Below are 19,770 nucleotides of genomic sequence, written 5' to 3' on the forward strand. Positions count from 1 at the left end.
TTGAGAATTGGGAAATAGATAAAATATTTTCATCCTCGATCATTTTCTTGTCGCGCCGCCCGAATGGTTTGGGGAAATACGCCTACTAAAAGTGCCAAAGCTTCATCGGGAATTTGTGCCACCGTTTCCGAATCCAAATATTGTTCAAACTGAGTTAAAACCATTTGTGCGCGTTCCAAAGCTGTAGGCTTTGCCGTTAACTGTTCCATTAACCGCACCCACTGCCGCCGAATTCCCAAAGCTTTCTGTATTTCTTCGGGAGATTGAGGGCAAACCAAACAAAAATCGCCCACGGGAATCGCCTGCTGAGAGTCAACATCAAAAGCGCCCCCAACGGCAGCCCCAGGCCCGGCAAACTCCGCGTGGAAACGTTTAATCAAAATTAGGCCGTTCCGGCGACGGCTATCTACCATCAACAGCTTGCCGCTGTTGATTTCTGCGAGAATGTCAGAGGAGTGGGGGTGTTTTGTCAAATCTGTGCCAAGGTTTCGATTTCGCAAGTCCGGGTCAGCAGAAAGGCCGAGGCGGACAATATAATTAGAGGTAAGATTAGAGCTGGTTGAAGTATCAATTTTTTTCTCCTCCCGCTGCCGATCGAGATTATTCATTTAAAGTCATAAATTAATACTGTCACAAGGTGGTAGTTTGAGCGCGATCGAATATCAAATGCAGGTAGAACAAGCAGTAGACACCCTGAAAGCGGATCTCCCGACGCTTTTTGAAAAAGACATCTCCTACGACATCTACACAAAAGATGTTTATTTTCAAGACCCTGTTAACAAATTTAAAGGAAAAATCAACTATCGCATTATCTTTTGGACTCTGCGATTTCACGGGCAGCTATTCTTTAACGAGATTTACTTCGACCTGCACGACGTAGGTCAGACAGCCCATGATACTATTGTGGCAAATTGGACAGTTCGCGGGACACTGCGGGTTCCCTGGAAAGCTCGGATTTTTTTTAACGGCTACTCTACTTATAAACTGGATAAAGACGGCTTAATTTACGAACATATCGACACCTGGGACAGAGAGCCCGGAGAGATTTTAAAGCAATTTTTCCGCAAGGGAGAGGAGGGGACCCAGCTATAAGCCAAAAAGGTCGATCGCGCCTCGCCATCAGGGCCGGCAACCGAATTAACTTATAATGGCTAAAATAATCATCATCCCTCCGATTCATTTTCTGCTATTTGTAAATTGCTAAAATGATTGTCGCCTCTGATTCATTTTCTGCTATTTGCACTCCTGAAAAACATCATGGCTGATATTGTCCAGACTGCCACCAATGCCGGTTCTTTCAAAACCCTCGTGACTGTTATTGAAGCGGCTGGTTTGTTAGATTTATTGCAAAGTCCGGGCCCCTACACCGTCTTAGCACCAACTGACGAGGCATTTGCCAAAATTCCTACGAACACTATTACGTCTTGGTTGGAAGACATACCCAAGCTCAAGAAAATTCTGACTTATCACATTCTGTTTGGCGAGGTACTAACTGAGAACTTGCTTGAGTTATGTTCTGCTGAAACAGTGGAAGGTTCTGTGGTGGGAATTGATACTTCTGACGGCATTAAAGTGAATGAGGCTAAAGTTATCACTCCAGATATTCTTGCCGACAATGGCGTCATCCATATCATTGATGCGGTGCTAATACCAGCATTGGTTGCAGCATAATCAAACTTGCGGCATCTCTAAATTTATTAGGGTGCTTAGGGGCGCACCTTACATTTAAAACGAGAGAACTTACGCAAGTGTCACAATTAGTAAGGTGCCTCAGAACCCAAACCATCGATTATCCGTCCACAACTCGGTCTGACGCACCCTACAAGTCAATTGGATCGTGACACTTGCGTAATTGCTGAACTAATTATCCGAACCTAAAATCAATCCTGAGCGCGCCGGCAGCATCAATTCTAACTGCCGAGTTTCCCCTTCACCTTTCCAAACAAACTTGCCTTTACCGAACAGCAATTTCTCGTGAGGAGATTTCAAATTAGCTGGCTCAAAGCTAATATTAGCTTCTTCGGTCGCGACATTGACAGCAACAACTATTTCCTCATCCCCCAAAATTCGGGCAAAAACGTAAACCGTTCCCTCAGCAAAAAGAATTTGGTACGAACCAGTGCGGAGGGCAGCGTATTTGTGACGCAAAGCTATCAACTGCTTGTGATAATCTAAAACATCAAGTTCCCAACGAGCTTGTAAGGGAAAACTGCGGCGAGAATCGGGATCGAGAGCACCCGGCAAACCAACTTCATCGCCGTAGTAAATGCTAGGAGCTCCGGGAAAAGTTAACAGCAGCAAAGTTGCAAGTTCAACACTAGCTTTATCGCCTCCTGCAATTGTTAACAACCTCGCAGTATCGTGACTGGCCAACAAATTAAGTTGAGTTAGCTGTATCGGCCAGGGGTACAGTTCCAAAACCTGCTGAATTTTGTCGCCGTACTCTTTAGCAAAAAGCGGTGGATAGGGATGGTAAGCACGGCCTTCAATTTGAGTTAAATCTACCCTGTCGCCCGCTGCAAAAGCAATAGTCGGCGCAGCAAAAAGATAATTCATTACGCCGTCAAATTGAGTACCGTCGAGCCATTCGGTCGCATCTTCCCAAACTTCGCCGACAATGTAAGCTTCGGGATTAACTGCTTTAACTCGGTCTCGAAATTCCTGCCAAAATCCCGGTGTTTTAATTTCAAAAGGAACGTCCAGACGCCAGCCATCGACGCCGAATTTAATCCAATATTCGGCGACTTCCATGATGTATTCTCGCACTTCTGGATTGTCGTGATTGAATACAGGAAGGGCTCGATTCCCATCCCAACCGGCATAATTAGCAGGAAAATTGCCGTCGTAAGCAGATAACGGCCAGCCTTCAATTTTAAACCAATCGAGCCAAGGAGAACCGGGGCCGTTTTCGAGGATGTCGTGGAAGAAGAAAAAGCCGCGGCTGGCGTGGTTGAATACGCCGTCGAGGACAACTTTGATATTGCGATCGTGAGCTGCGTCTAGAAGCTCTTTAAAAGCCGGATTGCCACCCAACATCGGATCGACTTGATAGTAGTCGTGGGTGTGGTAGCGGTGATTGCTGGCCGACTGAAATATGGGGGTGAAGTAAATTGCGTTAATGCCTAAGTCTTGCAAGTAGTCTAGCTGTTCCATCACGCCCCACAAGTCGCCGCCTTTGTAGCCTTGCAGGGTGGGCATTGCCTGCCATTCTTCCCACATGAAGTTTTGCAGCATGCGTTTGCGAGGCTGTTTGCTTTTGGCGAAGCGATCGGGGAATATTTGGTAGAATACGGCGTTTTTAACCCAGTCCGGCGTTTGAATTTGCATACACTTTTTCTAGCTTTTACGGCTTAGGCTACAGTAGCAGATGTTTGTTGCGGATCTAACTTTTGGTAGAGAATAGACATTTTATCCCTTTTTGTCGATCGACAAATTGTAAAATATTACACAAATTTGCAGTCAATCTAAGATTGAAAACTGACTCTACCTAGAAATTTATCGTCCCGACGGGCGGCGCTTCCTGAGTGCTGTGGAGTCGGGCAAACTCAGATAACAGGAACGCCCGCAAAAAGAACCGGATCAAATTCAAGCAGAACCAGAGCGCACTTTGGGCCCATACAGAGCGTCAATCGATTTTAGATTTTAGATTTTAGATTTTAGATTTTAGATTTTAGATTTTAGATTTTAGATTTTAGAATTGACCCCACGGATAAATACGTTCGGCAAGTTTCATTGGATACAGGTTTTTTATTTCTGGGTCCTGAGTCTGCTTTCGGAATGAATCCGGGGGCTTGTATCCTGGATGCTTTCGGTCAGCGGGCGTGGCGGTGCGATCATCGACCTGCCTTGAAAAAGAACAACAGCGGGCTGAGCCTCGATCGAGAAATTGTGAAAACGGGGAATTTACCCAAAAAACTTGTTATTAACAGCCAAAACCCCGAACCTTATTCTTTCCTTAAACTCCCTTTATTTATTGAAGGGTGTTTTAACTCACAACTCCCAACTTTTTTAAATATCCATTGTTGATTGAGGGGTATTTTAACTCACAACTCAAAAGCGATAACTCCAGCCCCGGACACACTCCAACTCTTCTAAACCGGGTTTTTTAACTCTTATTGAGAGTTTGAAGAAGTATTTGGATTAAACAACCCGGTTTGTGGGTAAGCGACTCAACTCAAAACTCAAAACTCAAAACTTCCTTGCTCCCCCCCCTTGTCAAGAAGCCCTCACCATCCGACACTGTACTTGGAGAGTTAATCGACCCTAGGGAGAAAGTTCCTTGAAAAAAGTTTTAGCCATCATCCTCGGTGGCGGTGTAGGCACCCGCCTTTACCCCCTAACCAAACTGCGAGCCAAACCCGCAGTTCCCCTCGCAGGCAAATATCGCCTCATCGATATTCCTCTCAGCAACTGCATCAACTCGGAAATAGTCAAAATCTACGTCCTCACGCAATTCAACTCGGCATCCCTGAATCGTCACATCGCTCGCACCTACCAGTTTTCCGGCTTCACCGAGGGATTTGCCGAGGTGCTCGCCGCCCAGCAAACTCAGGAAAACCCCAACTGGTTTCAAGGGACAGCCGACGCAGTTCGCCAATATCTCTGGCTGCTAGAAGAGTGGGACGTTGACGAATACTTGATTCTTTCGGGCGATCACCTCTATCGCATGGACTACCAGAAGTTTGTGCAGAGACACCGCGAAACCAACGCCGATATCACCCTCTCGGTGTTGCCAATGGACGAGAAGCGGGCCTCGGATTTTGGTTTGATGAAAATCGACGACAGCGGCCGCATTGTTTCTTTCAGCGAAAAGCCAAAAGGCGATGCGCTCAAACAAATGCAGGTGGATACTACTAAACTGGGACTGACAGCGCAGCAGGCTCAGGAAAGTCCTTACATTGCTTCGATGGGGATTTACGTCTTCAAAAAAGAAGTTCTGATTAAACTTCTGAAAGAATCTCCCAACCAAACTGATTTTGGTAAAGAGATTATTCCGAATAATGCAAAAGACCACAACGTTCAAGCTTATTTGTTTGACGATTACTGGGAAGATATCGGAACCATTGAGGCTTTTTACGAGGCTAACTTGGCTCTGACAAAACAGCCTCAGCCGCCTTTCAGTTTCTACGATGAAAATGCGCCGATTTACACTCGCCCGCGTTTCTTGCCGCCGACTAAGCTTTTAGATACTCACGTGACTGAATCGATTATTGCTGAAGGCTGCATTCTCAAACAGTGCCGGATCGACCATTCTGTGTTGGGAGTTCGATCGCGCATCGAAGCTGGATGTACGATTCAAGACACTCTGGTGATGGGTGCTGACTTCTACGAACCGGACGCCGAACGGCATTCGAGTTTGGACAGCGGCGGCGTCGCCCTCGGTATCGGTGCAGATACTACAATTCGCCGCGCGATTGTGGATAAAAATGCCCGCATCGGCCGCAATGTTCAAATAATTAATAAAGACCGAGTGGAAGAAGCCAACCGCGAAAACCAAGGTTTTTACATCCGCAGCGGCATTATCGTAGTTCTGAAAAATGCCACGATTCCTGATGGAACTATCATTTAGTTATTAGTCATTAGTCATTAGTCGTCAGTCATTAGTTTTTTAAGTTAAAATCTGTTACCTGCTTTTCAAGTGACTGATGATAAATAATGAAATTAGTGACAGATCACCAATGACCGATGACTGATGACTGATGACGAAATTCATTCTTTTTTTTGTTGATTATTAATTCCCACCGCTGATGCGAGGTTGTCGAAATACTTGGCTTTCTTCCAAGGCTCGCGCATTATTAATAAGCGACAGTCTCTGTTACTGTCTGCCGCGATACAGATATGTCCGCTCGCCTGCGTCTGGCGAATAGCTTCTGATTTTTGTATTTGCGCTGGTAGCACGACTGACAAATACGCTGCCCGTTTCTGAGTACCACAGCACTCTCGGAACTATCTTTCCAATCGTCGCAGCAGCCACAAGGCCAACTTAGCAAATAATTCATAATGTTAGGACCCTGGTACAGTTAAAAGCTTATCGCTCTACTATCCTATCTTAATGTTTTATAAAAGTGTGTGATGTAGCTAACAGACAGGGGAGAAATTATGTTATATTAGTTTGATTAAAATCTATTCAGAGGTTGTAAAAATAAAATTCTCTAGCACGGGTCTGGGGTGAATAAAAAATATCTATAAATTTTATGTAAAAACGGCGCAATTTAGGGTATTATATAGTCACAATTCAGACACCAGATTTGACCGAACTTGCTGATGAAAACCTGCTAAGATTTGGATTGGGTGATCAAGCTCAGATCGAGAAGTTCGTAGGCGTAAGCCGGGGCGTAGCCATCGCACCGCGCCCCGGAAAAAAAGAGCAAAAAAGATCGATCGTCCGCGCAAGTCAACCCTCCTGGGCTCGCGCCCGCAACAGCAGCAGCTTTCCCCCCCTCACCTCAATCGGGCAGCCGCCTCCCGAAAGCCCTAAGCCTCATAAACTCCCCAAAAGTTTTCGTCGCAGGAGTTTCACCGTCTCAAAGCTCACAGCTATAGCAACGGCCTATAGGGTAAGGACGTTCCTTAATTGATGAAAGCATTGTTTTTGCACTCGAATGCCAAAATCATTTCTAGAGCCGACTGCTCCGGCTGCCTTGTGCACGAGAGAGCGGAATGCTATAAAATCTTAAACAGCAGCGGAGTGCGGAAATTGCGATCGAACGCCCAGCAACAACCGAACTCGATCGAGTCCAAACCTTTGATAACCTATAATTTGAATGAGATGCCGCAGGCACTTCGGCTACTGGCATTATACTAATGCGCCATCCTGCGGCTAATTTGGGATTTATTCTTTCTAACAACTAACAACTAACAAATAACAACTAATAAAGAGGGGATTGCTTAATGGCTGCAACAGATTTTAAAGACTATTACGCTATTTTGGGACTCAACAAAACTGCCAGTTCTGACGAAATTAAAAAAACTTTCCGCAAACTAGCCCGCAAATATCACCCGGACATGAACCCCGGCAACAAAGAAGCCGAAGCTCGTTTTAAAGAAGTAAACGAAGCTTACGAAGTGCTCTCAGACCCGGAAAAACGCAAAAAATACGACCAATACGGTCAATACTGGAAGCAAGCTGCCACAACTCCAGGTGGATGGCCGGGCGGGGGCAGTACGAATGTAGACTTTGGCGGGGTTGACTTCAGCGAGTACGGCAGTTTTGACGAATTTATCAATGCCTTGCTAGGTCGCGCAGGTAGTAGTCCGGGTACTGCCCGCAACGCCAAGTGGAATTACAGCAACTACCGCAGCACCAGCGGCGGGCCCACCGGTTTTGGCGGATTTGAAGATTTCGCGGGGTACGAAAACCGCACCGCCGGAAGCTCTCTCGACACCGAGGTCGCCATTTCCCTGACTCTGGGGGAAGCATTTCGGGGAACTTCTAAGCGAGTCGCCACCGGCGAAGTTTCGATTCCAGCAGGAGTGAAAACCGGCAGTAAAATTCGGATAAAAGGCAAAGGTCAAGTTGACCCCTACACGAAGCAACAGGGAGATTTGTACCTAAAATTAGAAGTTTTGCCTCACGCTTTCTTCCAGTTTGAGGGAGAGAATTTGGTCTGCGAAGTCCCGATAACTCCCGACGAAGCGGTGTTGGGATCTTCAATTGAAGTGCCCGCGCCTGAAGGTATGATCACTGTGAAATTTCCAGCCGGGATTCGTTCGGGTCAGTGTTTGCGGTTGCGGGGCAAAGGATGGCCGAAACCCAAGAAAAATGAGCGGACTGATTTGTTGGTAAAAATTGCGATCGTGCCGCCGAAAGAACTCACCACTCTCGAACGCGAGTCCTACGAGAAAATCCAAGCAAATCGTACTTTTAATCCTCGCAGTAATCTCAATCAGATGGTGCTTTGAAAAAACGTGCATTTATCGGGGGCAAATAATACCATTTCTTCAATATTCGCCAGGGACACAGCATTGTTGTGTCCCTACAGTATGCAAGCGCGCTCTCATTTTAAAAAAACCCTGTTAACAAGTCAAATTTTATTCGCCCGTAATTTGCACTTTCCCACCTTCTCAAGACTCTTCGCTAGCTCTTAGCTGAGTAGGTTGACTACCTTGTTTGATGTTGATGCTAATTTTTTTAGATCCTTTGTTCTCCAAGTCTCGGATGTAGTAGTTCGAGTTGTCGGAAGCTTCCTGTCTGCTGTCATAGGGCCCAAAGTAATAGGTACTCTTTGGCGAATCTGTATCCACTTCTACCCACCATTCGTCGCGTCGAGTGCTGCTAGCAGGTTGAGCTAGCACCCAAAAAGCCGTGAAAAACATACCCAACATAGAGATTTCAAACATATTTACCTCTGGGAACATTTAAGTAGTTTTTACTGTTCTCAATTTATCAACGCAACGAGAGCGATCGGCTCATCCTCAGTGCTGATTTGATCCCGATAAATTTGGGCAGTTAATGGTGGATAAAATCTGCACTTTGATGGAGATGATTCCGACTTTTCAGCCACAACTACCAATACCAAGTCCGCAAGGTAAGGACTAGGACAAGATGAGGCTTAATATTATTGTTGAGGCTTGAGCTAATTGAAAACTCAAACAAAACTTAGGCACTCTTGACGCTCAGAAACCGGGTTATTTAACAGATACCCCTCGCGATAGATGGAGTATTTACTCAAAAAACCCGGTTTCTGGAGTCTGGACTATCAAAATTCTTAAGCCGCGATACCCTCTGAGAATTCACTGTCGCAAATCGTGAGTTCCGAAGGCTGACAGCGTTTGATGCGGATGCTAACTCTTTTGGCTTTCTCGCTTTCCAGGTCTTCGATGTAGCCCGGAATATTGCTGGAGGCTTCTTTGTCGGTGTCGAAGGGGCCAAAATAGTAGGTACAGCGGGGCAAATCTGTGACGATTTCTACCCACCATTTCTCAGGGCTACGGGGGCTGGAGCCAGCAAACACGGACAATACTGCGACGTAGATACAAAATAAATAAATTCCGAGCATTTTTCCTCTTTTGGGGTTATTTATTTTCTCACAGGACTTACGCCCTCGCGACTCTCATCAACCGGGTTGTTCAACTCCTAGCGATCGCCCTTTACCAGAGAATTTCGTTCCTCAAACCCGGTTTCTGCGTTTAGAATTGTCTAAGTTTATCAAAGTAATTTGTGCGATCGCATCAACCTGAGTGCTGATTTTGAGGCGAGAATAGAATCCCAGTGAATCAACTATTTTGCATTTAAATTTAAGCTTCATGGTGGGCTAGGAGTGGCGACCCCACAAGAGTTTAAGTACGCAGTAGTCGATCGATTAAATGCGCGACAGCTTACTTCGCGCAATACGCCGGAATATATAGAATTTCTTGGGCAGATGAGCTATGAAATCAAACTTAATAACCTTGGCAACACAGGTTTCGGTGTATCCAATTTTTGTGAGAAAGGCTATATAGTCTAGGCGATTGCTTCGCGTATAGCTGACAATGACATATAGCTTGGCCACACAGGTTTGGGTGTACCCAATTTTTGCGATCGAGACTATAGCGCGACCTTACGCTAGCAGGGCCACAGCTTAAAAACTGTCGCTAAAATAGCAAAACCCGCCTACGCGGGTTTTGCTGTTAAGCTATAAAATTTCTCAAACAAATCGGATTTGGCCAGCTCAGCAGGCTGAGGTTTACCGCTTACCTTTGGGGAACTGTTCGATACCCGCCCAACCGTAGAAAACCAGCTCGTCGTTCTGAACTCGGCAGCGGTCTACTCGCAGTTGAGTGCCTTCTAAGGCAAATTTGTCTAAGTCTAGCAAGTTATTTACGTGGGCAATTATAGCTTGACCCAAGTCTACTGCTTGCTCGTCACCGCCGTAAGTAACGCTGACAAATTGGATTTTGCGTCTGTCTTCTACTTGCAATTGAGCAGTAATATCTATTTTGACCGGTTCGCTGGCATCGCCTACGGTAATTTCGGACTGAAGCCGAATTGATTTGTCGGTTCCGAAGCTGACTTCAGTGTTTTGAAAGTGCAGAGATTGCTCTTGGTACTTCAGCTTCTGGAGTTTTTCAACTACAAAAGGTGTATTGAATGAGGTGGTTAAATCCGATCGACTTAAGACTACTCGCATATTTGCCTGGGTAGGCTGCCGCAATTTCACTTGACCTGCAAAAATCGCTCCAAAATCAATGGAGAGTGCTTGCAGGTAGAGTTCCATCACTTCTATGCGAAGGCCGTTGTACATCAACATACCTTTGCCAACGAAGTCGAAACCGTCGATGCTTCCCTGCAAGAGTTTGGCTACTGGTTCGACTCGGATGTTGGCCTCGGCCTTTTCAGAACGCTTGAATAAGGCTGCGATCGCAGCTCCTGCTACTTTACTAACAAGGCGATCGCCACTTTGACCTTGAAAGGATGTACCGCTAAACAAAGCTGCTACCATTTATTCGTTTGCTCATCTACAGTCGCCATTATAACCTCATATTAAGAAATGTAAAAATCGCTTGTGCTTATTCACCTCATAAGCAGATCTTGTTTTTTGTCTGTCTTCAAAACAACATTGTTGAAATTTAATGGCTCAGGGGGGTGCCTTGGAGACAGGCGCGATCGAGCAAAGCTCCATCCCAAAGGGTTTTTTCCATCATGGCGCAAAGCAAATTAGCCCCCGTCAGGTTAGCGCCCCGCAGTACGGCTCCATTCAGGATCGCTTCTTCCAAGTCAGCTCCCGACAAATCAGCGCCGGACAAATTAGCATGGCTCAAATCGGCACCAAGCAAAATTGCCCTAGCCAAAGCAGCGCCCCGCAAATCGGCACCGCGCAAATCGACACCGCTCAAATCCAAATTGCCGATGGATGCCGCCGTCAAAAAAGCACCCCCAAAACTTGCGTCGCGGACTAAAGCGTTAGCGAAGGAAGCGCCCCGCAAATCGGCATTGCGAAAATCTGCGCCTCGCAAGTCAGCGCCGCTCAAGTCAGCGCCGCGGAGGTTGGCTCGCAATACTGCCCGCTGCAAGTTAGCGCCGGCGAGATTAGCTCCACTCAAGTTGGCTTGAGACAAGTTAGCACCCGCGAGATCCGCTCCCGCTAAGTCTTTGCCGGCTAAATCAGTGCCGACCAACATCAAAATTTTGCCTTTGCGTATGGCTTCGAGGTCATTAGTCATTAGTTTTGAGTCATTAGTCATTAGTCATCAGTCATTAGCGCACAGACAGGCAGGGGCTACAACTCCCAGTGGTAGGGTGCGCTTAGCAAGCACAGGCTGATTTTTTGTAGTGTTGGAAAAGATTTTGTGCTGAGTTTTAAATGCCCAATAATTCGGCTAGGCACTTCGGCAGCGCTCAGCACAAGCTCTGTACAAGTTCCCAATTACCAATTACCGATCGCCCTTTACCAATCCAGTTATCAGGAAATTGGGTTTAAAACCCCGTCCTTCTAGGGCGGCTTTAATTTCTTAAATCCATTCCTAAAAATCAGGAATTGCTGGTATTGGTAGTATACTAAAATCGTCAAGGTTAAACTCCTTTACCATCGTGAAACAGTTAAGACACACTTTTAGGTATAAACCGGGGGACGCAGAGCGGCGAAAACTCGCCATACAGCTAAAGGATCAACGCATCCTTAAACCAGTAAAAACAAACAATTTCTTGATTTGTTAAGTAGGGTAGGGCATACCCAAACTCGCTTGCTTGTATCCTAGTACGCTTTTGGAGATAGACCCTCTGGGGTAACAGTGAATTAGACTCGTCAATTTGTACTATTGTACGGTTGAAAGGTTTAAGGACTGCCGCAAGGACATGGTGCTTAAAGGTCAGTCGATGAATTAAGAATCCCCACGCCTTTAGGCTGGGGAGTGTCAATTTATAATGCCGGAGCTGCCGCGGTCGTTCGATCGCCCAAATCCTCCAACCATACATTCGGCAGTTGGCTGGGCCGAGTTGGTAACTGCATGACACCAATTTCTGTCAGTCTGACGACGTTGCTGAGAGTTTCCACCAAAGCCGGATCGAAGCGAGTGCCCGACATTTCCCGGCACTCTTCCAAAGCTTCGCTCAAACTCAAAGCCGGACGATCGCCACGCGGTTGAGTCAGTTCTTGAAAATAAGCGACCAACCCCAAAATCCGCGAAGCAACGGGTATGGTTTCGGCTCGCAAACCGTCTGGCCTGCCGCTGCCGTCCCAATATTCGAGTTTATGCTTGACAATTTCCGCCACAGGTGCTAGTTCCGGCATTGCTTGCAGGAGTTGGGAACCAATGAAACTGCGATCGCGCCAAAAAGAGAAAGTTGCTGGGTCGAATTGATCGGGGGTGCGATCAAACACCTCATTCGGGGCAGAAACTAAGCCGACTCGAAATAGCAATCCAGCCAGCCGCAGCCTCCGCAACTGCAAAGCCGGCAAATCCAGCAGTTGACCCAAAGTTTCCGACAAAGCCGCCACCTGCAATGACGCTGTGGGGTTTGCGGTATCGCGTTCGTCTACGCGCTGGGCCATCCGCAGAAAAGCTTGAAGTTTGTTAGCGTTCAAATTTCGGCTGACGCGCAAAGCTTGACCTTCCAATTCCCACAACTCGCGGGTTTGGCGGTTAATTGCTACCATTTGCTGCTGAGAACTTTGCAGGTAAGTGACTATCCGCGATACCACCCCACTAATGTCTGCCAAGGGCGGGCCTTTGGTTGCCAGGATTTCGTGGTGCATTTCCAGCAAACTTTCGGCTAGGGGGGCGTTGTAATGTCGCGTCTGTTCTATAAAAATTTCTGCAGCAGCCGACACCAAAGACTGGTCAAACGACCACAAACCGTAGAACTTTCGTTCTATATCTACTTCAGGCTTGCCATCGGGCAAGTATTCCTGGTCTGAAAGTTCGCGGCAAAGCACCATTGCTTTGTATGTCGGGGCGAGGATGATTAAATTCCATTCTTGGATTATCGGGTCGTTCTCATCGAGATTTATTAAAGATACATTTTCTAATTGACCGGTTTTGTGGGTAGCGAAACCACTGTCGGCTACTGCACCGATGACAACGCGCCGAGAGGCATTAGCAATATCTAGGTAGCGATCGGCTTCCTGTAAATACCATTTTCCCTGCTGAAACATCACCAAAACTAGGGGTTTGAGTTCGATCTTGTCCCCGCCACTGGTTTGCAAAATGTGGTCTTCTAGGGCGTGACACAGGGCTACTAGGGTGTTTTTGAAGTATACCCCGTAGCTAGAAGGCAGTTTTCCGCCGGGAAGTGTAGCTTGTAGTCTAGCGAGAGTTGATTCTGAATTCATCAGAAAAATGAGCCTGAAACCCCGTCCTTCTAGGACGGCTTTACATTGGATTGGGGTGGAGGGGTATGGTTGCCCCTCCGTGGAGATGTGGTCTTCTCCAAAACTCCCTTACGGGTAAAGTTAGCACGCGCCTTTGTTTTGAGAGCTTGTTAAACTTGCAGCACTGTAAAGCGTGACCTTAAAACTGTTTAACTGCAAATGACAGAGCAGGGGACTAGCTTCGCATCAAGCGGGTGTCGTGACTCAAAAAACGTAGACCTCGAAAGTCTTAGGCCCGTCAGGACGGCTCGCAAGAATCTCTTACAAGCCTCATGCCTTTAGGCTGAGGTTCCTGACTGCAAAAAGCGGTGCCTGCTCTTACTTATTGTAGCGGGCGATCGAACTTCTCGAAAAGACTTTTGGCAAAAATCCGAGTTTTTGATTTTTCCCCGCTTCGCCACCGAGTCAATCGATTTGAGATTTTAGATTTTAGATTTTAGATTAAAGAATTGAAGCATTGACCCCACGGATAAATTCGGGGGGCAAGTTTCATCGGATACAAGTTTTTTATTTCTGGAGGGATGAATCCGGGGGCTTGTATCATCGATGCTTTCGGTCAATGTAGAGTGCGCCGAAGAGTACCTGATTAATTTTAGCAATTTTTTGGAAACCCTCTGTCTTTGGCTGAGTTTTTTGCAGACGAGAAACCTGCCGAGAGGAAGACGGTAAATGACTTAGGTATTAACTACTATTTTGAAAACAATATTATTAGGAATTCTGAGCGTGCTTCAACAAAATAGAAGTTTAGGGGAACAGGCGATCGACAAAGTGGCGGAGATTGCTATTGCGAGCAAATTAGACGAATCCGAAACTTTGTCTGTCACAGTCAATACCGATCCGATCCAGCTAGCCCAGGGTTCAGTAGAGGCCGTTGCGGTTGAGGGCACAGGGTTGGTAATGCAACAAGATTTGCGCGTGGAAGATTTGCAAATTCACATAAAGGATATTGCTGTCAATCCCCTGACCGCTATGTTTGGCAAAATTGAACTGAACGGGCCTGCCTTCGGTGCGGCGCGCGCAGTTTTAACAGAAAGCGATATCAACCGCGCTTTTAATTCCGAATACATCAGCAGGAAACTGAAAAACTTAAAAGTTACTGTTGAGGGACAACAGCAGACAATAGACGTTAAAACTATTGAGTGCCAATTGCTAGCTGGAAAAATCGCTTTAAATGCTGAGGTATTGGTGCAGGAAACTGCCTCTACTGAAAAAATTTATTTTACATCAAAACCTCAGATCGCAGCGGGCGGTTGGGCAATTTCTCTTCAGGATGTCGAGTATCCCGAAAACAAGGAATTTTCGCCGGAGTTAACAGCAGCTTTGGCGGACAAAGCTGGTGAGGTTTTAAACTTGCGAAATTTTGAAATTGAGGGAATGTCTCTGCGAATTCAGCAGCTAAATGTGGAAGCTGGTGTGCTGACTTTGCAAGCTGAAGCGAAAGTCGAAAAATTCCCAGAGTAGCAGTAGGGTTCTGAGGTTAGTAGCTGGTAGGGTGCGTCAGTGGATTGGAGATTTTAGATGTTATGTTTACTCCACAGATGAATCTGGGAGGTTGAACAAGAGTCTAAAATTTTTCTAACTCCACGGCAGGAGTCGTTCGCAAGTATCCGTTTTTGGGCGGGGTCAAAAACAGAAAAGCTTTTGTCATCGAGCAATTCTTGGAACGCACGCACCCGAAGACTACGCTTTGAAACTACCTCCGCCCTTTTCTTCTCCGTCGGGTACGCGAGTTTCTCAACCGAACTTTCTCTAGAAACCCGGTTTTTTTACCGGGTTTCTACATACCGGCGTGTTAGTCCTACCAAAAATAATCTCTCGAAGGCGATCGCCCTTTTTAAATCCCTCTAAAGTTAGAAAAAAATAGATAGCAATTAGTGGCAAAATATTACCGCCGTTAGAGGCAGGCATGGGGAGTTTATTTTTACTCTTGACAAGTAGTAGTAAAGAATCGGAAAAATTTTGTGAACACAGTAACTGCTTTTTTTAAAAGACTGCGTATCGGTCAATTTTTGACTGTATTGATGGCAGGTGTGCTGCTGTTTACCAGCACCGCTTGCAATGCGGGCGATTCTCGAGGTGCTCGGCCTGAGAATCCTCCCGTCCAAATGGGAGGAATGAATAACCCCCACAAGGCCGGTGGAGATGGATACACGAATTATCAAATGTCTACTGACCCGAAAGTCAATCAATCGCCTGCTAAAGCAGAAAAGAATCGGGCTGATTTGTCGATCTTAGGCGATCGTCTCCTGGCCTCGACTACCGCTGAATCTAATTCCTCCAAGCTGCTTTATCCGGGTTCTGCACCGATGGAAACTGACAAGTTTGACCTCGAACTCGGCGGAGATAAAACTCTGTTAGAAGCGCCAGACGGACAGCCGGCTAAGGCTCAACCCGTATTCGATCGCAGCGATCCCGATGCCAATATTTTAGAGAGAGTAGGCGCCGCCTTTAAGGATGCTTCTGGTTTCCTCAAAGATAGCGCTGAAGATGCCAAGGAAAGTTCCGTTACGAAACTCAATCCGCTGCAAAAATAAGCTAGCCGAACCAAAAATGATGTAGGGGCTGTCTGAAATTAGCCCCTACATAAATAATATAATTTATTGAAACTACATAAACGCTTGTATATCGGCAATCGGCTCAACAAAATTTACGCTTTTTATGCTTATTTGATAGGATGCAGAACAATATATTTTACATTTTATGGGATTTCTCCTGGGAATTAGCGACAGTATTGCTGCGAAGTTTTAATCAGCTTTAATAAAGCTAAAACATATTGATTAGCCTGAACTATTCTACCATAAATTAAACTGACTGGGTTGTTGATTTCGTGAGCTACTCCACCGACTAACTGTGCTAAACTCGACATTTGTTCGGAGTTAATTAGCTGAAGATGCCAAGGAAAGTTCCGTTACAAAACTTAAATTTTAAGAGTATTTTACTGAGCCAGGAAAAACCCTAAACACTTTTAGGCGTAAAGAAGCATTGTAATGATGGATAAAATACCACGTAGCTCTCACATAATTGGAAAGCTTTTTATAAAATGACCGAGTTTTTATTACAATAGCGAGATATCCCTGCCATCAGGGTGCTATTGAATCTTTCTATATCAGAAGTTTTGCCCTGATCTCTCCCGACAGATTGGTGTCGCTTGCGAGGGAAAACTTTTTCCTATGCGACCTAAAAAGTTGTATAGTACAGGGCATATTGTCTGTAAACGGCTGAGAGCGAATCTCAGAAATGCTGGGTCGCAAGAAAACAGGGATGTCTACAGCTTCATATAAAGCCTGTTTAGGCTTTGTTTTGGCTTAAAACGCAGTTTTTGTCCCGCTAAGCCAGGGATGATATTACACTGCGGGTTTTGAAGCAACAGGTAGAAACTTCTAATAACGCCACGCAACAACTGGAAGCGATACTAAAGGCGTAATTATTCTTAGTTAATCGCTATACCCGTGAAATCTTGGAAAAATACTTCTCTTGACACTCCCCGGCCTGAAGGCGAGGGGATTCTTGGTTCTGCGACCTACCTTAAAACTATCTATCCTTGCGGCAGTGTTTAAACCAGGTATCCGTTCAAAAGAACCAAATATCGAGCTTAATTTAGATAGCCTCGCGAGGGTTTGTCTCCCCAAGCTTTCGAGAATTGCTTCTCTTGTTTCTGTGTGCCCCACAGTACATTTTAGACAGTACATTTTAGAAATAAAAAGTTTAGTCTCTGATTTTGGCTTACATTAGTTAGCCCAGCTATGTTTTTCGTGGTTTTCGCTACCCACTAACCATTATTGTTTTGGGACCAGTCGTTTGAGCGTGGTGTCTCATGTGTAGCGGCGGTTATTCTACCTGTAGTATAGTTATTGTACTCTACAATGACCACAATGCAAGAAAGTTCAAGAAAACAATTAACCAAAGTTGATAATTAATTAAAGCCGTCGAGCGAAGGACGGGGCTTTAGACCCAATTTCTTGGTAAATTCCAGCTTTGTACTGCCCTCGTCGTTCCCTTCGTTCTGCAAATCGTCGCGGCGGTGGGGTTGGTGGGTTATCTTTCCTTCGGCAATGGGCAAATTTTTCTGTAGCCAGCATTGACCCTTTGAATAGCCCACCCACTCATGGAAATCTTATGAAACTCCAAAGACAAATCCTCTTAACAACGATCGGGCTGGTTTCCCTTGCCCTTTTTCCTACCGTTGCTCTGCTGACCTGGACTTCCCGACACGCTCTCCTGGCACAGACTGAAGCACAAGGTAAGCAAGTCGCTCAATCCCTGGCTCGCAGTGCTCAGTTTGTTGAGAAAGTTCCCAAAGATGTGGAAAATACGATCGCAGACCATATGCTTGCCCAAGCCACGATCTCGGCTCACCTGGTTGCTATAGCTGAAGCAGCGAATCTCAGCCCCCAACAAATCAATCAACGGTTAAGTGCGATCGCCAACAAATCCGTCGTGGAGGAGTTCTGGATTACGGATGAAACTGGACGGGCTTATTTGAAGAATGCTCCCTTCGCGTTCACGTTTAGTCCTGATCGGGCTAAACAACCCCAGGCTTCTATGTTTTGGCCCCTCCTAACAGGAGCAAAATCTACCGTTGTTCAGGATGCCCAGGTGAGAGAGTACGATAAGCAAATCTACAAATATGTGGCAGTAGCAGGGGTCGATCGTCGCCGGATTGTGCAGGTTGGGTATAACGCTTCGTTTATTGAGCGGTTGCGCCAACAAGTTGGAATCAATGGCTTGATCAAGCGATTGTTAACGAGTGGAGAAATCGGTGGCATCTGGGTGGTCGGTCTCAACGCCACCACCAATGCAACGGCTGTGGCAGACAATTCTGGATTGAGTCAAAAACTGAGTCCAACAGATACCCAAAGGTTGAAGGACAGTATAGCTCAAAAACTGACCCAAAGTTATCAAGAAGATGGTTTCTTGAAAGTTGCCACGCCGTTAATTGACGAGACAGGACAGATAACAGGGGCAATTCTGGTTTCACTCTCCACAAAACCTGTGCAGGCAGCGCTTCAGAATCAACTGTTATGGTCGCTGACAGTTTCAGCCGTGGTGCTAACAATCAGTTCGATCGTTGCCCTGCTCTTATCGCGGCGACTAACTCAGCCTGTGCTGCAATTAAGCGAGGCTGCATCTTCGTTGTCTACTGGCAACTGGGATCAAACTGTTCATGTCCAGGGGACTGATGAAATGCACGATCTAGCAACTGCATTCAACAAAATGAGCGGACAATTAAAGGAGTCTTTTGCAACACTTGAAGATAAAGTTAAAGAACGCACCGCAGAACTAGGAACCGCTAACGAAGAAATCATTGCCCTCAACGAGAGACTCAAGGAAGACAATCTCCGCATGGGTGCGGAATTGGATATCGTGCGTCAGATGCAGCAAATGATTCTGCCCAATGCTGAGGAACTGAAAATTGAAGGACTCGATATTGCCGCATACATGGAGGCCGCCGATGAAGTCGGCGGCGACTACTATGATGTCTTAAACACCGATGGCGTTGTCACTCTGGGCATCGGGGATGTCACTGGGCATGGACTTGAAAGTGCCATCTTGATGCTGATGGCGCAAACCGCCGTTCGTACCCTCAAGGAGATACGTGAAGTAGACCCGGTTCGGTTCCTAGATGCGCTCAACCGCACCCTTTACAAAAACGTGCAGCGCATGAAATCTCACAAAAGCCTCACCCTAGGGATTTTAAATTACTCCCAAGGACTCGTCAGCATTAGCGGTCAGCATGAAGAAACAATTATTGTGCGAAACGGTGGACAGGTAGAACGTGTCGATACGATGGATTTAGGTTTTCCTATTGGCCTCCACGATGACATTGCTGAGTTCATCAGTCATATTTCAATTGAGCTACAGCTAGGAGATGGTATAGTGCTATATACCGATGGTATTCCCGAAGCAAAAGACAGTAAGAAAAAACAATATGGCGTGGAGCCGATGTGTGAAGTCATCAGCAAAAACTGGCATTTATCGGCTGGGGAAATCAAGCAAGCGGTGATTGACGATGTGCGGCGACATATCGGCAATCAAAAAGTATTTGATGACATCACTTTGTTGGTCCTGAAGCGACAGCTAGAAACTCCTAATAATGCACCGCAACAACTAGAACCCATGCTGAAAGTGTGAATTATTCTTAGTGAACCGCTATACCTGTGATATCTTTTGATAAATTGTTTGAGCAGTTTTATAAGCCCGACTTTTCAGCCTCAGCCTAACTAAAATTGCACAGGGAATATGATTTCTTTGAATCCGCTTTCAATAGAGCGCAGATATAGAACATATCAACGGGGTATAATATACCTGAGTTCGACGTAAGAGAATATGTTCAAATCATTTGGTAGTGTTAGTTACAGCTAATTCCTCACTTGTCAATAATGTGTTAACTAGAACACTTAATGACAATCTAGGCAGTTATTGCGAATATTCGCAATAACTGCCGAAGAAAAGGAAACTATAAAACTGATGGAACCAAGTA

The 19,770-nt window shown here is 45.9% G+C and carries 18 protein-coding genes; 8 read left to right on the forward strand and 10 right to left on the reverse strand.

The window, feature by feature from the left end; all coding sequences use genetic code 11:
- Window positions 1-29 precede the first annotated feature (29 nt).
- Entirely contained in the window at window positions 30-608 is a 579-nt protein-coding gene (locus QUB06_RS13710; RefSeq protein WP_333435709.1) for a hypothetical protein, read from the reverse strand.
- A 58-nt stretch (window positions 609-666) separates the two neighbouring features.
- Here QUB06_RS13710 and QUB06_RS13715 point away from each other — a divergent pair, with 58 nt between their 5' ends.
- Both QUB06_RS13715 and QUB06_RS13720 read left to right on the forward strand, forming a co-directional pair.
- Window positions 667-1,092: a DUF2358 domain-containing protein gene (locus QUB06_RS13715; protein ID WP_333435751.1), complete on the forward strand. Its 426-nt coding sequence runs from the start codon at window positions 667-669 to the stop codon at window positions 1,090-1,092.
- 165 nt (window positions 1,093-1,257) lie between these two features.
- Window positions 1,258-1,671, forward strand: a complete 414-nt coding sequence (locus QUB06_RS13720) for a fasciclin domain-containing protein (protein ID WP_333435710.1) — start codon at window positions 1,258-1,260, stop codon at window positions 1,669-1,671.
- A 189-nt stretch (window positions 1,672-1,860) separates the two neighbouring features.
- Here QUB06_RS13720 and QUB06_RS13725 read toward each other — a convergent pair whose 3' ends face one another.
- Window positions 1,861-3,327: a glycoside hydrolase family 13 protein gene (locus QUB06_RS13725; protein ID WP_333435711.1), complete on the reverse strand. Its 1,467-nt coding sequence runs from the start codon at window positions 3,325-3,327 to the stop codon at window positions 1,861-1,863.
- A 952-nt stretch (window positions 3,328-4,279) separates the two neighbouring features.
- Here QUB06_RS13725 and QUB06_RS13730 point away from each other — a divergent pair.
- Entirely contained in the window at window positions 4,280-5,569 is a 1,290-nt protein-coding gene (locus QUB06_RS13730; RefSeq protein WP_333435712.1) for a glucose-1-phosphate adenylyltransferase, read from the forward strand.
- 226 nt (window positions 5,570-5,795) lie between these two features.
- Here the strand turns inward: QUB06_RS13730 and QUB06_RS13735 are convergent, their stop codons facing one another.
- Window positions 5,796-5,999: a hypothetical protein gene (locus tag QUB06_RS13735; protein ID WP_333084483.1), complete on the reverse strand. Its 204-nt coding sequence runs from the start codon at window positions 5,997-5,999 to the stop codon at window positions 5,796-5,798.
- Between the two features lie 578 nt (window positions 6,000-6,577).
- Between QUB06_RS13735 and QUB06_RS13740 the strand changes: the two genes are divergently transcribed.
- Entirely contained in the window at window positions 6,578-6,805 is a 228-nt protein-coding gene (locus QUB06_RS13740; RefSeq protein ID WP_333435713.1) for a hypothetical protein, read from the forward strand.
- Window positions 6,806-6,891: 86 nt separating this feature from the next.
- Window positions 6,892-7,902 (forward strand): J domain-containing protein, encoded by a 1,011-nt coding sequence (locus QUB06_RS13745; protein ID WP_333435714.1) that lies wholly within the window; start codon window positions 6,892-6,894, stop codon window positions 7,900-7,902.
- A 162-nt stretch (window positions 7,903-8,064) separates the two neighbouring features.
- On the opposite strand, the gene QUB06_RS13750 is transcribed toward QUB06_RS13745, so the two are convergent.
- From QUB06_RS13750 to QUB06_RS13770, 5 genes are all read right to left on the reverse strand, one after another.
- On the reverse strand, window positions 8,065-8,340 hold the full coding sequence (locus QUB06_RS13750; RefSeq protein WP_333139367.1) for a DUF1816 domain-containing protein: 276 nt from the start codon (window positions 8,338-8,340) through the stop codon (window positions 8,065-8,067).
- Between the two features lie 368 nt (window positions 8,341-8,708).
- The gene (locus tag QUB06_RS13755) at window positions 8,709-8,999 is read right to left on the reverse strand and encodes a DUF1816 domain-containing protein (RefSeq protein ID WP_333198949.1); all 291 of its coding nucleotides are present in this window, start codon (window positions 8,997-8,999) and stop codon (window positions 8,709-8,711) included.
- 666 nt (window positions 9,000-9,665) lie between these two features.
- Window positions 9,666-10,421 carry a DUF2993 domain-containing protein gene (locus QUB06_RS13760; protein ID WP_333035730.1) on the reverse strand — a complete coding sequence of 252 codons (756 nt, stop codon included), beginning with the start codon at window positions 10,419-10,421 and terminating at the stop codon, window positions 9,666-9,668.
- Window positions 10,422-10,548: 127 nt separating this feature from the next.
- Window positions 10,549-11,142 carry a pentapeptide repeat-containing protein gene (locus QUB06_RS13765; protein WP_333435715.1) on the reverse strand — a complete coding sequence of 198 codons (594 nt, stop codon included), beginning with the start codon at window positions 11,140-11,142 and terminating at the stop codon, window positions 10,549-10,551.
- 695 nt (window positions 11,143-11,837) lie between these two features.
- Window positions 11,838-13,250, reverse strand: a complete 1,413-nt coding sequence (locus QUB06_RS13770) for an HD domain-containing phosphohydrolase (protein ID WP_333435716.1) — start codon at window positions 13,248-13,250, stop codon at window positions 11,838-11,840.
- A gap of 732 nt (window positions 13,251-13,982) precedes the next feature.
- Between QUB06_RS13770 and QUB06_RS13775 the strand changes: the two genes are divergently transcribed.
- Both QUB06_RS13775 and QUB06_RS13780 read left to right on the forward strand, forming a co-directional pair.
- Complete coding sequence (locus QUB06_RS13775; RefSeq protein WP_333435717.1) at window positions 13,983-14,750, forward strand: DUF2993 domain-containing protein; 768 nt, start codon at window positions 13,983-13,985, stop codon at window positions 14,748-14,750.
- Between the two features lie 500 nt (window positions 14,751-15,250).
- A complete protein-coding gene (locus QUB06_RS13780; protein ID WP_333435718.1) occupies window positions 15,251-15,823 on the forward strand; it encodes a DUF6658 family protein in 573 nt (190 codons plus the stop codon).
- A 185-nt stretch (window positions 15,824-16,008) separates the two neighbouring features.
- Here QUB06_RS13780 and QUB06_RS13785 read toward each other — a convergent pair whose 3' ends face one another.
- Both QUB06_RS13785 and QUB06_RS13790 read right to left on the reverse strand, forming a co-directional pair.
- Complete coding sequence (locus QUB06_RS13785) at window positions 16,009-16,155, reverse strand: hypothetical protein (RefSeq protein ID WP_333435719.1); 147 nt, start codon at window positions 16,153-16,155, stop codon at window positions 16,009-16,011.
- Between the two features lie 1,047 nt (window positions 16,156-17,202).
- Window positions 17,203-17,388 carry a hypothetical protein gene (locus tag QUB06_RS13790; protein WP_333435720.1) on the reverse strand — a complete coding sequence of 62 codons (186 nt, stop codon included), beginning with the start codon at window positions 17,386-17,388 and terminating at the stop codon, window positions 17,203-17,205.
- A gap of 17 nt (window positions 17,389-17,405) precedes the next feature.
- Between QUB06_RS13790 and QUB06_RS13795 the strand changes: the two genes are divergently transcribed.
- Entirely contained in the window at window positions 17,406-19,421 is a 2,016-nt protein-coding gene (locus QUB06_RS13795) for a SpoIIE family protein phosphatase (protein WP_333435721.1), read from the forward strand.
- The last annotated feature ends 349 nt before the right edge of the window (window positions 19,422-19,770 follow it).

This window comes from Microcoleus sp. D2_18a_D3, from assembly GCF_036702455.1.
Lineage (GTDB): Bacteria > Cyanobacteriota > Cyanobacteriia > Cyanobacteriales > Microcoleaceae > Microcoleus.